At 36.0% G+C, this 15030-nt stretch carries 13 protein-coding genes and 4 tRNA genes; all 17 read right to left on the bottom strand.

What is annotated here, in order from left to right; genetic code table 11:
- Nucleotides 1-12: 12 nt before the first annotated feature.
- On the bottom strand, nucleotides 13-1329 hold the full coding sequence (locus ACHZK0_RS26625) for a type IV secretory system conjugative DNA transfer family protein (RefSeq protein ID WP_270606932.1): 1317 nt from the start codon (nucleotides 1327-1329) through the stop codon (nucleotides 13-15).
- A gap of 52 nt (nucleotides 1330-1381) precedes the next feature.
- Nucleotides 1382-2260 carry a hypothetical protein gene (locus tag ACHZK0_RS26630; protein WP_395761060.1) on the bottom strand — a complete coding sequence of 293 codons (879 nt, stop codon included), beginning with the start codon at nucleotides 2258-2260 and terminating at the stop codon, nucleotides 1382-1384.
- 977 nt (nucleotides 2261-3237) lie between these two features.
- Complete coding sequence (locus tag ACHZK0_RS26635; RefSeq protein ID WP_270606928.1) at nucleotides 3238-3369, bottom strand: zinc ribbon domain-containing protein; 132 nt, start codon at nucleotides 3367-3369, stop codon at nucleotides 3238-3240.
- A gap of 359 nt (nucleotides 3370-3728) precedes the next feature.
- Nucleotides 3729-4208, bottom strand: a complete 480-nt coding sequence (gene rlmH / locus ACHZK0_RS26640; RefSeq protein ID WP_001027003.1) for a 23S rRNA (pseudouridine(1915)-N(3))-methyltransferase RlmH — start codon at nucleotides 4206-4208, stop codon at nucleotides 3729-3731.
- Nucleotides 4209-4267: 59 nt separating this feature from the next.
- On the bottom strand, nucleotides 4268-4453 hold the full coding sequence (locus ACHZK0_RS26645) for a CxxH/CxxC protein (RefSeq protein ID WP_144534438.1): 186 nt from the start codon (nucleotides 4451-4453) through the stop codon (nucleotides 4268-4270).
- 53 nt (nucleotides 4454-4506) lie between these two features.
- A complete protein-coding gene (locus ACHZK0_RS26650; protein ID WP_063262413.1) occupies nucleotides 4507-5682 on the bottom strand; it encodes a S1C family serine protease in 1176 nt (391 codons plus the stop codon).
- Between the two features lie 63 nt (nucleotides 5683-5745).
- Nucleotides 5746-6540: an MBL fold metallo-hydrolase gene (locus tag ACHZK0_RS26655; protein WP_000522836.1), complete on the bottom strand. Its 795-nt coding sequence runs from the start codon at nucleotides 6538-6540 to the stop codon at nucleotides 5746-5748.
- Nucleotides 6524-7366: a two-component system regulatory protein YycI gene (locus tag ACHZK0_RS26660; RefSeq protein WP_061680119.1), complete on the bottom strand. Its 843-nt coding sequence runs from the start codon at nucleotides 7364-7366 to the stop codon at nucleotides 6524-6526. The genes ACHZK0_RS26655 and ACHZK0_RS26660 overlap by 17 nt, the downstream gene beginning before the upstream one ends.
- A complete protein-coding gene (locus tag ACHZK0_RS26665) occupies nucleotides 7347-8663 on the bottom strand; it encodes a YycH family regulatory protein (RefSeq protein WP_262741945.1) in 1317 nt (438 codons plus the stop codon). Before ACHZK0_RS26665 ends, ACHZK0_RS26660 begins: the two co-directional genes overlap by 20 nt.
- Nucleotides 8660-10501, bottom strand: coding sequence for a cell wall metabolism sensor histidine kinase WalK (walK, locus tag ACHZK0_RS26670; protein WP_000755360.1), 1842 nt, complete (start codon nucleotides 10499-10501; stop codon nucleotides 8660-8662). Before walK ends, ACHZK0_RS26665 begins: the two co-directional genes overlap by 4 nt.
- 3 nt (nucleotides 10502-10504) lie before the next feature.
- On the bottom strand, nucleotides 10505-11212 hold the full coding sequence (gene walR, locus ACHZK0_RS26675) for a cell wall metabolism DNA-binding response regulator WalR (protein ID WP_000971865.1): 708 nt from the start codon (nucleotides 11210-11212) through the stop codon (nucleotides 10505-10507).
- Nucleotides 11213-11641: 429 nt separating this feature from the next.
- Nucleotides 11642-11714, bottom strand: a tRNA-Phe gene (locus ACHZK0_RS26680).
- Nucleotides 11715-11755: 41 nt separating this feature from the next.
- Nucleotides 11756-11831: transfer RNA gene (locus tag ACHZK0_RS26685), tRNA-Asp, on the bottom strand.
- Nucleotides 11832-11852: 21 nt separating this feature from the next.
- Nucleotides 11853-11924, bottom strand: a tRNA-Glu gene (locus ACHZK0_RS26690).
- A gap of 13 nt (nucleotides 11925-11937) precedes the next feature.
- A tRNA-Lys gene (locus ACHZK0_RS26695) sits at nucleotides 11938-12013 on the bottom strand.
- Between the two features lie 142 nt (nucleotides 12014-12155).
- Nucleotides 12156-13445, bottom strand: a complete 1290-nt coding sequence (locus ACHZK0_RS26700; RefSeq protein ID WP_000100234.1) for an adenylosuccinate synthase — start codon at nucleotides 13443-13445, stop codon at nucleotides 12156-12158.
- 215 nt (nucleotides 13446-13660) lie between these two features.
- Complete coding sequence (gene dnaB / locus ACHZK0_RS26705; RefSeq protein ID WP_061679601.1) at nucleotides 13661-15022, bottom strand: replicative DNA helicase; 1362 nt, start codon at nucleotides 15020-15022, stop codon at nucleotides 13661-13663.
- Nucleotides 15023-15030: the final 8 nt, after the last annotated feature.

A 15030-nucleotide genomic window follows, 5' to 3' on the forward strand; every position in this document is an offset into this window, starting at 1 on the left:
TTATTTAGATACTTATTTTGTGTAGTTCATTGGATAAAATTTAAATGGTCCCCCATTAAACGGTGATACGATACATTGGCCAATCGATAGTTTTGTTAAATCCCAATCTTCGATAACATGCCCATCAATAATCGCATCTTGCACACCTTTGCTTGCATTAGATGCTGAATAAGCAATCATCTTTTTATTCATACCATGACGATTTCGAATAAATGTGCGACTTGCCTCATCAAATAAACGGAATGCGAAAACAGTCCCGAAGCCACTTAAAATACTGTCCCCTAACCTTTCTGTGTATACATGATGAACTTGCCCAACATTTTGGATTCCTGCAATGACACGAATTCCTAAAGAACGACCAAAGTTCAGTGCATTGTCCATATAGTTGAGTTTCGGAATTAGTGGTAACTCATCTAAAATGAAGAAAATATTGCCCCGTGCTTCTTTTTCTTTCTGACCAAGTGCGTTTTTCATTGCTATGTCTAATAACAATGTATAAATTGGCTTCATTACATTAGCACTTGCAATGTCATACTCTAAAAATACGGCACGTTGACCCCGTTCCTTTACTGCACGAGTTAATGAAAAATTACCAGCCTCTCTAAATGTTCCATTAAAAACATTGAATAAATTTTGGTACAGGTGCATGAAGAATGATTGATTTGTTTTTGGATCATTAGATTTATTAATATAATGTTTAACCCATTTCAAATCTTGGTGATTTAATAGTAAATTTCGTACCGTTACATCTGTGGCAACTTGTAACCATGAAATAAATGTCGCATGGTTTTCTACTGTTCCTTCTTTTTCGATTTCTCGAACTTTCGCACATAAAATCGCTGCAAATAAATCACGGGCTCCTGTGGCGAAAATAGGTGAACTTGAAGATTCAATATCCTCTTTAAATAAAGATGATGCAATTTCCCAAATGACTTCTTCACGTTTCGATGGCATTGTTGCCATAATATCATCAAAAATATTCCATCGCACCATACCAGGTACTACTTCTGCCTCATTAGTCAGTACATAGTCCCCTTCTTGGTAAAATTTTTCGATGTAATCACCTTTAGCATCAAAAAACACAAACATATCATCTTCTGTTGCATTTTTGCGTAGACCGTCGATTAAATGAAATAGCGAAACAGATTTCCCACTACCAATCGATCCAACAAATAGCATATGACGTTGTAATAATAACGGATCAATCGTAATTCCTGTAAGATTTTTTCCAGGAATACCATATTTCGCGCTACCAAACCACCTTACTTCGCCCTCTTGTAATGTTAATAATTGTTGGCCATCTAATACTTCATTTTTTAAATAACTCATAATAGCTCCTTCCAAAAAAAAGTTGTTCCTCTAAGAAGAACAACTTTGATATTTATCCGAAAATAACTTCTGACTTACTGTCTAACTTATTACCACATTCTGTACAGAAGTCTGCATCTGCAGCACACACAGTACCACAGCTACATGCTTTTGTATTTTTGATAGCAACTGATTTCTCTTCTTTATTTTCTTTTGCTTTTTTAGACACTTCAGATACAACCTCAGAAGCTGTTACTGCTGTTTCTTTTACTTTGTTAGCTGTTTGTTTCACTGTAGCTACAACTGTTGAAAACTGCTCATTTGTAGACGGTTTCGGTTGAACAGGTTCATCGACCATTTGTTGATTATTCCATTTGTTTATCGCTAAGTCACCCATGATTTGAATGTCTTGAATTAGAGCACTAATTTCTTTAATCATTTGCTCTGTATGTCTCCCTGGACCTGAAGCAGCAACCGTCATTGCGGCATCATGATTATTAATACGAGAAAATAGACCACGGCTTGCTTCTACGGATACACTAATAGAAGGCGAAGTTTGGCTACTAAGTACATATAGGTACATTTGAACACCTGATGCATTGAATCCTCTATACGCCATAAAAGCACCTAATAAAAGAGCGATGAAAGCAACAAGGCCACCTTCATTTATTAAGAAGTATAAACTTACTATTGCAATCAACACACCGATAATAATCTGAATAATGCTTTTCTTTCTTGTTAAACCACCATAAATACCTGTAATCGTATCGATTTTTGTATCACGTACTAAAATACTTGATCCCGTCGTTGTTGATGTGCTACCTGTAAAAATTAAACGACGATTTGTTGCAATGACATACCCTTCTGATTTAGGGTTATCAATATATGACGCTTCATATTCACGAATCATTACTTCATCTTCTGCGAGCATAACTCCACGTACACTTTTCACTAACACAACCTCCTATTGTTTTATTTATATTGAGAAATTCAATATTTCAATCACACAACTACCCTTGTTTTCATCAAAGACTAATCGATACTTTTTATCACGCTCAAACAGATATATTCCATAATAGCAATTTACTCATAGAACGCATCTACATCTCCAGCTTCTGTTATTTTCGGTAAAGATTTTGCGAGACAATCTGAATTGTATTTCATCGATTTATCAATAAAGTCAATTATAGCTATAATGCGATTATTACGACAAACCAAATAAACCAAGGTTTTTTAACAATGGTCTCGTGCTTTTGCGTAGTCGGTTCAGAAGATCCAACTAGTTTAGCTTAGATGTTGGGTTTTCAAACTTTCCCCCATATGTAGCACAAAATTTTGCATTGATTGTATTCGATGCCTGACAAGATGCATTTTCACGTATCTTATTCCTGTCCACCTTATCCATCTATCATTTCGATAAACATATTATAAGGTAAAACATGTAAAAAATATATATATTTTTTAAGAACACTACTTCAGGAGAATGCAGGTAAATTAGGTATTGATTAGATATTTATGAAAAATCATTCTGTGTCAATTTCATTCGTTACGCTGCTTCGTTTTCATAAAATGCCTATTTGTATTCTTAAATAAATCCTGCCCTTTTACTGAATAAACATATATTCAACACATATATCCAATGCGTTGTATTGAGATACCTACTTAACCAACAAAGGTATGCAAAACAAATCAGCTCACATACCTTTATACATATTTAATTCAGAAAAAAACGCCTTTACTTATAATACGGTTCACCATAACAGATCAAAATGAGATATGCATTACATATAGCATGGATTGTAGTGCCTATTTCCACCTCTCTAATTTATGAAGGTTTTTTACAAACACTCCTGCTAAAAACTTCGGGAAACCCATTTCGATGCATTTATCTTTTACAAATTGTTTCATCTCATCTACAGAAATATCTTTTTACGTAAATTCCCCTACTTGGTAACAATGCTTACAGTACATGCTACTTTGATCTAAATTCTTCTCCGTACCACGATCTTCAATCTTTTTTAGTGGCATGGCACAACTTTGACATTTTTTATATTCTTTCATACGATCGCCTCCAAATATCCTTCAATTAAGCTTCTAATAGTTTATAGATCTTTTTGAATCTTTTTAGTTGAGGAGCTGTTAGGGATTTTTCTCTTTTTCGTAACAGGTTCACTACTGACATGATTATCCCTCATTTATCACATTTAATCCGACACCATTATGTCGGATACATTACTATTTATCTCAAGTTTTATTGGATTCAAGTTATATTTCCTAGCATGTCGTTTTTGTTCTATATCTTGGTTTGTGAGTTTTATGTTTCATATTATAATTAGCTCTCACAATTTAATAAAAATAAGTGTAGGACTACGATTTCATATAGTCCTACACTTATTTTTTGTCATTTATTAAAATCTCACTTACTTATGATACGGTTCCCCACGATTAATACGAAATGCTCTATACACTTGCTCAAGCAATACTAATCGCATTAATTGGTGTGGTAATGTCATCTTTGAAAAAGAAAGAGATTCATTTGAACGCTTCATTACTTCTGAACTTAGTCCAAGTGATCCACCAATTACAAATGCAACTTTACTCTTTCCATATGTAGCAAGACGATCTAAGCTTACTGCAAATTCTTCTGATGATTTTTGCTTTCCTTCTATCGCTAACGCAATGACATGCGTATCGTCAGAAATTTTATCCAGTATACGTATACCTTCTTTTTCTTTTACAATTAACATTTCTGCTTCACTTAAATTTTCTGGTGCCTTTTCATCTGGCAATTCAATTACTTCCACTTTTGCGTATGCAGATAATCGTTTTAAGTATTCTGCTATACCTTGTTTTAAATATTTTTCTTTTAATTTCCCAATTGAAATAATCGAGATATTCACACGTATTCCCCACCTTACAAACATGTTATCCACATAACTTATCCACATATCCACAAATGTTACCCACATATTGTGTGGGAATCTGTGTTCGATACAACATATGTCGCCTTGTTTTGACAAAATTCACATGTTTTTTTCTCTTTTTCCGAGTTATCCACATTGTTGATAACCGGCGCAACTTCACACTCATCCACAATAATATCTAAAGCTAATTCAACATGTTCTAAACAACAAGGTAAATTCATATTCTTCACCTCACTTTTCTACAATAGAAAACAGGAGGTAGGCCCTCCTGTTTTTAATACTTTTGAACGCCTAGTTTAACCGTTGTTGTTGCTCGTTTTGTACCACGATAAAACGTAAGAGTCATTTTATCATTAATTTTTTTATCATATAAGGCCGTACGGAATCCGATAATATCGCGAACCGGTTTTCCATCTACTGCTACAATCACATCGTGTTCTCGTAAACCAGCATCTACACCTGGCGAAGGACTTTTCACATCTAAAATGCAAACTCCCTCTGTTACATTGCCTGGTAAATGCAATGTTTTTGACCAATGATAGTTTGGAATCTCATTTAACGATCTAAGTTCAATTCCAACATACGGTCTCCTTACTTTTCCGTACTTCTCTAATTCATTCATAATTGGAACAGCTCTAGTAACTGGAATAGCTAGTCCAATTCCTTCTACTTCTTTTGCTGCAATTTTCATTGAGTTAATGCCAATTAATTGACCTGCCGCATTTACAAGCGCACCACCACTATTACCTGGATTAATTGCTGCGTCTGTTTGCAATACTTCTACTTGCCAATCATAATGTCCATCTTGATCCAAATCTACAGGAACAATACGTTCCTTAGCCGAAATAATGCCTTGTGTGACGGTTCCAGAAAATTGCAGCCCGAGTGGGTTTCCAATCGCAATGACCGGTTCTCCTCTACGAACAGTATTAGAATCGCCAATCTCAATTACCTTTTTCACATGCTTTGCATCTATTTCTAGTACAGCCAAATCTGTGACTACATCCGTTCCTAATACTTTTCCCGGAACCTTCTTACCATCACTTAAACTTACTTCAATACGATTCGCTCCAGCAACAACATGATTATTCGTTACAATATAAGCTTGGCCATCTGCTTTTTTATAAATTACACCCGATCCTGTACCAGCTTCTGAATCTGCCTCTGAAAAATTATCTCGTTGAATATTAATAACCCCAACAACAGCTTCAGACGCACGATCAACAGCATCAACAAAGCTAATCTGTTTAATTCCTTGAGCTTCGGCCATATTACTTCCACTTGCTTCAGCTTGTGGAAGCGCGCCCGCATCATTCGCAAATAAAGGCGCTCCAAATGCAAATAACGAAGCTCCTACAATTGTTCCTGCTATGCTAGAAATAACAATACCTTTATGCTTCTTTTTTCTTGCACGTTTCATACGATAATTTTCTTCATCAATAAAGGACATATTTGTTCACCCATCTTTCTGAAAACAACTATATTCACCTTTATTGTTTACTAAAATGAAGAATTATACGTATTGAATTTTTGTAGGCATTTTCGGATCCGTATCATGAATTTCGAAGGCTTCTCCCACTCCAAATCCTTTTTCTTCTAATACTTGTGATACTGACATACGTGCTAGTTCTTTCATGTTATTATCTAAACTTAAATGGGCTAAATAAATATGTTTTGTCTCATCTGTAATGACATCCGCCATCGCTAATGCAGCATCTTCATTACAAACGTGCCCCACATCACTTAAAATACGTCGCTTAATACTCCATGGATAACGTCCCATACGAAGCATTTCCACGTCATGATTACTTTCAAACACGAAAGCATTAGCACCCTTAATAACACCTTTCATACGGTCACTCACGTATCCCGTATCTGTAATAAGGGCTAACTTTCTATTATTGTTATGAAAAGCATAAAACATCGGCTCTGCCGCATCATGAGAAACCCCAAATGACTCGACCTCAATATCACCGAATGTTTTTACATCCCCAACTGAGAAAATAAACTTTTGCTCAGTTGGGATATTTCCAATTAAATGTTCCATTGCATTCCATGTTTTCTCATTTGCATAAACAGGTAAATCATATTTACGTGCCAATACACCTAATCCTTTAATATGGTCACTATGTTCATGTGTTACAAGAATACCTGATACATCATTTATATTTAGTTCTGCCTGTTTAAATAAAGCCTCTGTTGCTTTACCACTTAAACCTGCATCGACAAGTAATTTTTTTTCATCTGTTCCTACATATAGCATATTCCCTGTACTTCCACTTGCAAGTACGCTAAAATGCAACCCCATTCTTTCTCACTCCAGTATGTTCATCAACCACTTGATTTTCCCTTTCCCCTAATTCCATAACTTGTCCTTCAATTGCATTTACAAAGAAGTCCTGCTTCTGCTCCGTTTTTAAATTCCACGTTGGAGCAAGTACTTGGTTATTAGAAGTAGATGCGGTAAGGGTGGCATAACCAATTTGTGCTTCTTTTACATGTGTATTCCCATGAACTTTATTTTTTAAATACAGATTCTCTAAAGCCGTTTGAGCAGTAATAATTTCTTGCTGTTTCGTTTTTTCACTTTCGCCCATTTCTTTTAAATCAGTTAGCATCGTCTGTGTGTACGACACAAGTTCATTTTTTTCATTTAATTCCACAACAATCATTGCCTGATCGTTATAGAAAATAGGCTTATCTTTATACTTTTGGAAGAAGTAAATTTTAGAGTCTTTCATCGCCCCATACTCATACTTTTGTCCATCCAATACATAGTTCTTCAAAAAATCACTATACTTATCTTTGGATAATGATTTTGTATTCAAAAAGGGCTCTTTTAGCTTACTTTCTATCTTGTACATATTTTGTATATGCGCTGTTTGATTTTTTAAAGACTGTACATCTTCTTCTTTAAATGCCTTGTTTTCCGCCCTAATAAATGACTCTTTTTTCGGTTCTTTAGGGAAATTACCCATAGTAATTTTGTTTGCTTTTAATTCTTGATCTATCTTTGTTTCTGCAATAAGCTCCAATTGATTACTATCTTGCTTTTGAATGAATTGAAAAATGAGAAAGAGGTCCAAAACAAAAAAGGTCACAATAAATATGGTTTTAATCCGATCCCAATCCATTTAGTCCTCCTTCACTCCACTCATATATTTTTTGTTTGCCAGCTTCATCTTCAACAAACTTTACATACCAAATTGGCTGTAGCCTAGCTACTTGCCCATCTAGTGATAATTTGTATCCAATACCAACGTCTTTAATGAATCTTTTATCTACCGCGGCGTTATTTTCTAAGGATGCTATTACAACGTGACCTGATGGAAGAGTAACCTTCTGTTCTATGCCTTTCGTATTTAAAGACAACAACGGTCTTTCATATTCCATTACGTCTTCTGATCCCCATACTTGTCTCAATTCAGCTAATCCATCTGTATTGAATACGGAATATCCATCTTCGTGTAAACGGAATACCGTCTGTCCTTTATTCATATAGTCCAAACGATATGAATCCAAACTCCCACTGTGACCATTTACAAAATCAAAACTTTTTTGTAAAAGCATTAAATTATCTGTCGTTTTCTCACTTGAAACCGAAGAATTTTTATACTTTAACATATGCTGGTCGTTTTCAATCTCCATGGACCTAATACCATCTGTAAATGTTTCTTTTGATTTCTCAGTAATAGGGCTTAAATAACGTGGGTCACTAAAAAGAGCATTCTTAAATGTATCAACCGCTAAATTTGATGAAATATATGTTATATTACTTAATTCTGTCGTTCCATCTGGTAAAAATAGCTTTTTCATATCATTAATTTGATAGTCAAAATAAGGTTTTGCCGATACTATAAATTGATTTTGTGCATTTACAACATCTTTTAAATATACACCACTTAATTTTGCTTCATATATTCTAGAGTTATCACCATCAGAAACAAAATTAATTTTAATTTCTTGATCTCTACTTCTAGAAGGATCAAGAATAATTCGATTAAAATGTTTAGGTTTATCTATACTTTTTTCTTTCATATTAAACATAGATTTAACTGCATCAAATGGGATGTTGGTAGGAAAAACAAGTTCAATTTTCCCTTCACCATGCACATAAGAAAGGAAATCACCTTTAGCAATCGGTATCTCTTTGAAATCATATAACTCCCCTGCTTCCAAAGTTTTATAGATTGATTCTATATCTCCCTCTCTTTTGCTCCCGTAATGATTTTTATCTTTATGCACGATGATAGAAGTAGGACGGACAACATCAGCGATTTTAGTTTGAGTAGTTCCTTCATTCCCTTGCACAAATTTTGCGTTTTGCATAGACGTGGAATCTGGCACATACGTCCATAAGTTAAAAGTAAGAAATAAGCTAATTACAACTAAATTAATTAAAACTATCGTTTTAACATTTTCCATACTCATTCCCAATCGTCCTCTTCATCCGCTGCCATCGGCAATGTGAAGTAAATAGTTGTCCCTTTTCCTTCCTCACTCTTCGCCCAAATCGAGCCACCATGTGCCTCAATCATTTCTTTCGCAATTGCTAATCCAAGTCCTGTACCACCCATTTGTCTTGAACGTGCTTTATCTACGCGATAAAAACGTTCAAAGATTTTATCGACATTTTCTTTTGGAATACCCATTCCTTGGTCACTTACACTAATCTCTAGTAATTCCCCGCGATCACGTAAGCGATATGTTACTGTTCCACCTTCTGGTGAATACTTTAATGCATTCGAAATAATGTTATACAAAACTTGCGTAATTTTATCTGTATCCATATCAATAAATCGGGATTTCTTAGAGAAAGATCGTTTGAAACTTACGTTTTGCTCTTTAGACATTTCAAAACGATCAATAATGTTATTAAAGAAGTCAGTAAAGTCAACCCATTCTTTCATTAAACGGTGTTCTGTACTATCAAGTTTAGAAAGTTGCAATAATGCATTTACAAGTCTAATCATTCTTTCTGTTTCTTCTTGTGTAACTGTTAAAAATTGTGGTGCAATATTCGGATCTTGCCATGCGCCGTCCGTAAGTGCCTCTAAGTAACTGCGCATCGTTGTTAATGGCGTTCTTAATTCATGGGAAACGTTTGCCACAAACTCACGGCGTTCCCTTTCTATACGCTCCTGTTCAGTTACGTCATATAATACGGCTATTAAACCATTTGCTTTCCCTGTCTCTTTTTGAATAACAGAGAAACTAGCACGTAAAATATATGGTTCATTTCTCGTACTAAAATCTAATAACACGGAATCAGGCTCTTCGTATAAATGATCGAGCGTAAATTCTTCTTGTATCCCTAATACTTCTAAAACAGATTGATCGAGCGCCGTTTCACGCGAAACATTTAGCATCTTTTCCGCAGGATCATTTAATAAAATAATGTCCCCTTTTCGGTCAGTAGCAATTACTCCATCTGTCATATGTGATAAAACGGATGATAATTTACGTCTTTCACTTTCCGTTGAAGAACGAGCTTGTTGTAATTTTTTTGATAAATTATTGAAAGATAATGCTAATTGTCCAATTTCATCATGGCTATGCACTTTTACTTTTCTTGAATAGTTTCCTTTTGCCATTTCAATCGCTTGTCTTCGCATATCTGAGATTGGTCTCGTAATCGTTTGAGCTAACAAAATTCCAAGTACAGCTGTTACGAGTAATGCAATAACGGTTCCAGTCGCAAAAATTTGATTAATATCCTTCATCTGTTTATAAACATCTTCCATAGATGCAACAATGTAAATAACACCAAGTGGATCCTTGCCGTTATCATCTATAATAGGAGTAAGCATAACTTGTACACGATGGCCTGTACGACCATCCTTCTCAATTTTCACTTCTGGCTTTTTTTGTACCAATACCCGTTGAACAGCAATATCAGTTGAGGTTCTATTTACCTTGTTTTGCTTTGACTCATCTGAAATAGCAAGTAACTTTCTATTCGAATCAAATACACTTACCTCTTGAATATCTTTCTTTCGATCAGAGGCAAATTTTCGAATTGAAGTTTTAATCGTTTCATCTGTTGATTCTGTTTCTGCTTTTGTATGACTTTTTTTAAACTCTTGTTTCAAGTTATATGCTAATAAATTCGTTTGCTGCGTTAAAGAATCTCTAAAGCCTTGTACAAGACTCTTTTCTAACTCCCTTACGAAATATACTCCAATAACTTGCATAGCTATTAATATTAATAGCATATATATGAGTACAAATTTTAAATGAATAGATTGAAAAAAACCGACTTTCTTCATATACTATTCCTGCTCTGGGTCACGTAAGTAATACCCTACTCCACGTCTAGTTACAATTAAAGTAGGATGACTCGGATTATCTTCAATTTTTTCACGTAAACGACGTACTGTTACATCTACTGTACGTACATCTCCAAAATAGTCATAACCCCAAACTGTTTGTAATAAATGTTCGCGAGTCATAACTTGCCCTAAATGTTTTGCTAAATAATGTAGTAGCTCAAATTCACGATGTGTAAGTTCAATATTTTCCTCACGTTTCGTTACACTATACGCATTTGGATTGATAACAATTGGTCCAATAACCATTTCCGTGTTTTCTTCTTTTTCTGCAGCACCACCTTGTTGATGGCGGCGTAAATTCGCCTTCACACGAGCAAGTAATTCCCTCGTACTAAATGGCTTCGTTACATAATCATCTGCCCCAAGCTCAAGCCCTAATACTTTATCAATTTCAGAGTCCTTTGCTGTAAGCATAATAATCGGCATTTCTGAGCTTTTACGTATTTCACGACAAACCTCTAAGCCATCCTTACCTGGTAGCATAATATCTAATAAAACCATATCTGGCTGCTCTTCATTCGCTTTTTCAATCGCTTCATCACCATCATGCGCCATTACAATTTCAAAACCTTCTTTTTCTAGGTTGAACTTCAAAATATCCGCAATCGGCTTTTCATCATCAACTACTAAAATTTTCTTTCCCATCATCGTCTATTTCCTCCTTATAAAGTGAAACTTTAATCAGTGGGGAGTTTCATCCCCCACCGATTATTAGTTGAACCAATCGGGCACTTACGGGGAGTTAATCCCGCACCTAACTTCTTTACCATCGCTGAATTTTGAGTTAGGGTCTTACTGCCCGTTGATGCGGGGTAAAAATATGGTCAATATCCCTAAACACATTGATGTCTACATAGTATGTCCCTATATGACCGCATCTTTTGCTTAAGTACTTTCTCCTCTATTCTCACAGACTCATGTATGATCCACTTTTACACGGAATCCTCTACGATCTATAGAAAAACCTCTAGCTTCAACTGCTAGAGGCTCCTCATTCTATTTTAAAATAACTACTCAATTTTGTAAAATTACACAAATAAAAAGGATATTAAGTGGGCCCACTTAATATCCTGAGAGTGGCTCGGGACGGAATCGAACCGCCGACACGAGGATTTTCAGTCCTCTGCTCTACCGACTGAGCTACCGAGCCAAAACTATATATAAAACCACTAATGGTGGTATAAACAAAAGTGGCGGTCCCGACCGGGGTCGAACCGGCGATCTCCTGCGTGACAGGCAGGCATGTTAACCACTACACCACGGGACCAAAAATGAACATAAAAAAACATGACCCGTACGGGATTCGAACCCGTGTTACCGCCGTGAAAGGGCGGTGTCTTAACCACTTGACCAACGGGCCACGAAAAATAAAATGGTGAGCCATGAAGGATTCGAACCTTCGACCCTCTGATTAAAAGTCAGATGCTCTACCAACTGAGCTAATGGCTCATACTCACCAACGTCATATTTTCGTGACGACAAGATGTATCATAACATGTTTTCTTTATTTTTTGCAATACCTTTTTTTATTTTTTTTATAAAAGATAAGAAAAAACTCATGCGGACATGAGTTTTTTCTCAAAAATATCAATTAAGCTTCGTATACGTTACGAACGATATTTGTTTGGTTACGATCTGGTCCAACTGAGAACATAGATAATTGAATTCCTGTTAACTCAGAAACACGTTCTACGTATTTTCGTGCATTTTCAGGAAGCTCGTCTAATGATTTTACACCAGTAATATCTTCTGTCCAACCTGAAAGCTCTTCGTATACAGGCTCACATTTCGCTAAAATGTTTAAGTTTGCTGGAACTTCATCGATAACTTCGCCATTGTATTTGTAAGCAACACAAATTTTAAGAGTCGGAATACCTGTTAGAACGTCGATAGAATTTAATGATAGATCTGTTAAACCACTAACACGACGTGCATGTCTTACAACAACGCTATCGAACCAACCTACGCGGCGTGGACGACCAGTTGTCGTTCCATACTCACGACCAACTTCACGAATTTGATGACCAATTTCATCATTAAGCTCAGTAGGGAATGGACCATCGCCTACGCGGCTTGTATATGCTTTACATACACCTACAACGCGAGTAACTTTTGCAGGACCAACTCCAGTTCCAACTGTTACACCACCAGCAATCGGGTTAGAAGATGTAACGAACGGGTACGTACCGTGGTCGATATCAAGCATAACACCTTGTGCACCTTCAAATAATACACGGTGATTGTTATCTAGTGCATCATTTAATACAACAGACGTATCACATACATATTGCGCGATTTGTTGTCCGTACTCGAAGTACTCTTCGAAGATTTCTTCTACACTGAAACCTTCTGTATCGTACATTTTTTCAAATAAACGATTTTTTTCTACTAAATTGCGCTCAAGCTTTTCTTTAAATGCTTCACGGTCTAAAAGATCAGCCATACGAATACCAATACGAGCAGCTTTATCCATATATGCAGGACCGATACCTTTTTTCGTTGTACCGATTTTGTTATCACCTTTACTTGCTTCTTCTAACTCATCTTGTTTTAAGTGATAAGGTAAAATAACGTGTGCACGGTTACTTACACGTAAATTATCAGTACTTACACCACGATCGTGTAAGTATTTTAACTCTTCAAGTAATGCTTTTGGATCTACTACTAAGCCATTTCCGATTACACAAATTTTCTCTTTATAGAAAATACCAGATGGAATTAAGTGTAATTTATATTTAACTCCGCCGAAAACAATTGTATGTCCCGCGTTATTTCCACCTTGATATCTTGCAACTACTTCCGCATGCTCAGAAAGAAAATCAGTGATTTTACCTTTTCCTTCGTCGCCCCATTGTGTTCCTACAACTACTACTGAAGACATTATTAAAGCACCTCCGCGATTTTCAAACGATCTATTCAAACAATATAATTGTACCAAAACCGAAAAAGAAGTCAACCAAAAAGCGAACATTTTTTTATAAAAAAACATTTTCGTTCGTAAGAATTATATTTTTACATTATGAAAGCCTTATCTTTCCTATAAAAAAAAAGAAACACATCTTATTATAAGAAATGCGTTTCTTTTTTATACTATCTTTATGCAGGCGGCGCATGTCCATCCTCGAAGCGACGTTCTAAGTTAACGAACTTATTGAACTCTTTAACGAATGCAAGCTCTACTGAACCTACAGGACCGTTACGCTGCTTTGCAATAATAATTTCAATCGTATTTTTATTTTCCGTTTCTCGGTCATAGTAATCCTCACGATATAAGAAGGCTACAATATCAGCATCCTGCTCAATACTTCCCGATTCACGAATATCAGACATCATCGGACGTTTATCTTGACGAGATTCTACACCACGAGATAACTGTGACAAGGCAATAACAGGCACTTGCAATTCACGCGCAATCCCTTTTAATGTACGAGAGATCTCAGATACTTCCTGCTGACGGTTTTCTCCTGATTTCCCGCTTCCTTGAATAAGCTGTAAATAGTCAATCAAAACCATCCCAAGACCTTGTTCTTGTTTTAATCTACGACATTTCGCTCGAATCTCATTTACTTTAATCCCTGGTGTATCATCAATATAGATACCAGCATTAGAAAGGCTACCCATCGCCATCGTTAATTTCGCCCAATCATCAGAAGTCAATGAACCGGTACGAAGTCTTTGTGCATCAATATTTCCTTCTGCACAAAGCATACGCATAACAAGCTGATCAGAACCCATCTCAAGACTAAAAATCGCTACATTTTCATCTGTTTTCGTCGCTACGTTTTGTGCGATATTTAATGAAAATGCGGTTTTCCCTACTGATGGACGTGCCGCTACGATAATTAAATCATTTCGCTGGAAACCTGCGGTCATCTTATCTAATTCAGTAAACCCAGTTGGTATCCCAGTAACTTCACCTTTTTGATTATGCAAAAGTTCAATTTTATCGTAAGCATCTACAAGAACATCTTTAATGTTTTGGAATGCTTTTGCATTCGTTTGGTGAGATACTTCTAATATTTTTTTCTCAGCCTCATTTAAAAGGCCATCCACATCATCTTCTCTCTCATACCCATCAGACACGATATGAGTCGCCGTTCGAATCAAACGACGTAAGAGCGCCTTTTCAGCGATGATTCGTGCATAATATTCTACGTTAGCAGCAGTTGGAACAACTTCTGCTAATTCTGCTAAGTAAGAAACCCCACCAACCTCTTCTAATAATCCTTGATCAGCCATTGCTGATGTCATTATTACTAAGTCAATCGGTTCTCCCTTATCAGATAACCCAAGCATGACTTCAAAAATCTTTTGATGTTTCGTTCGATAAAATGAGTCAGGTACCAATAATTCCGATGCTGCCGTTAATGCATCTTGATCAATTAATATGGCCCCTAAAACAGCCTGCTCAGCCTCTATATTATGCGGAGGGGTACGATCAGCCATTACATCACTCATGCGCAATC

The organism is Bacillus sp. 3G2, assembly GCF_044324725.1.
GTDB lineage: Bacteria > Bacillota > Bacilli > Bacillales > Bacillaceae_G > Bacillus_A > Bacillus_A mobilis.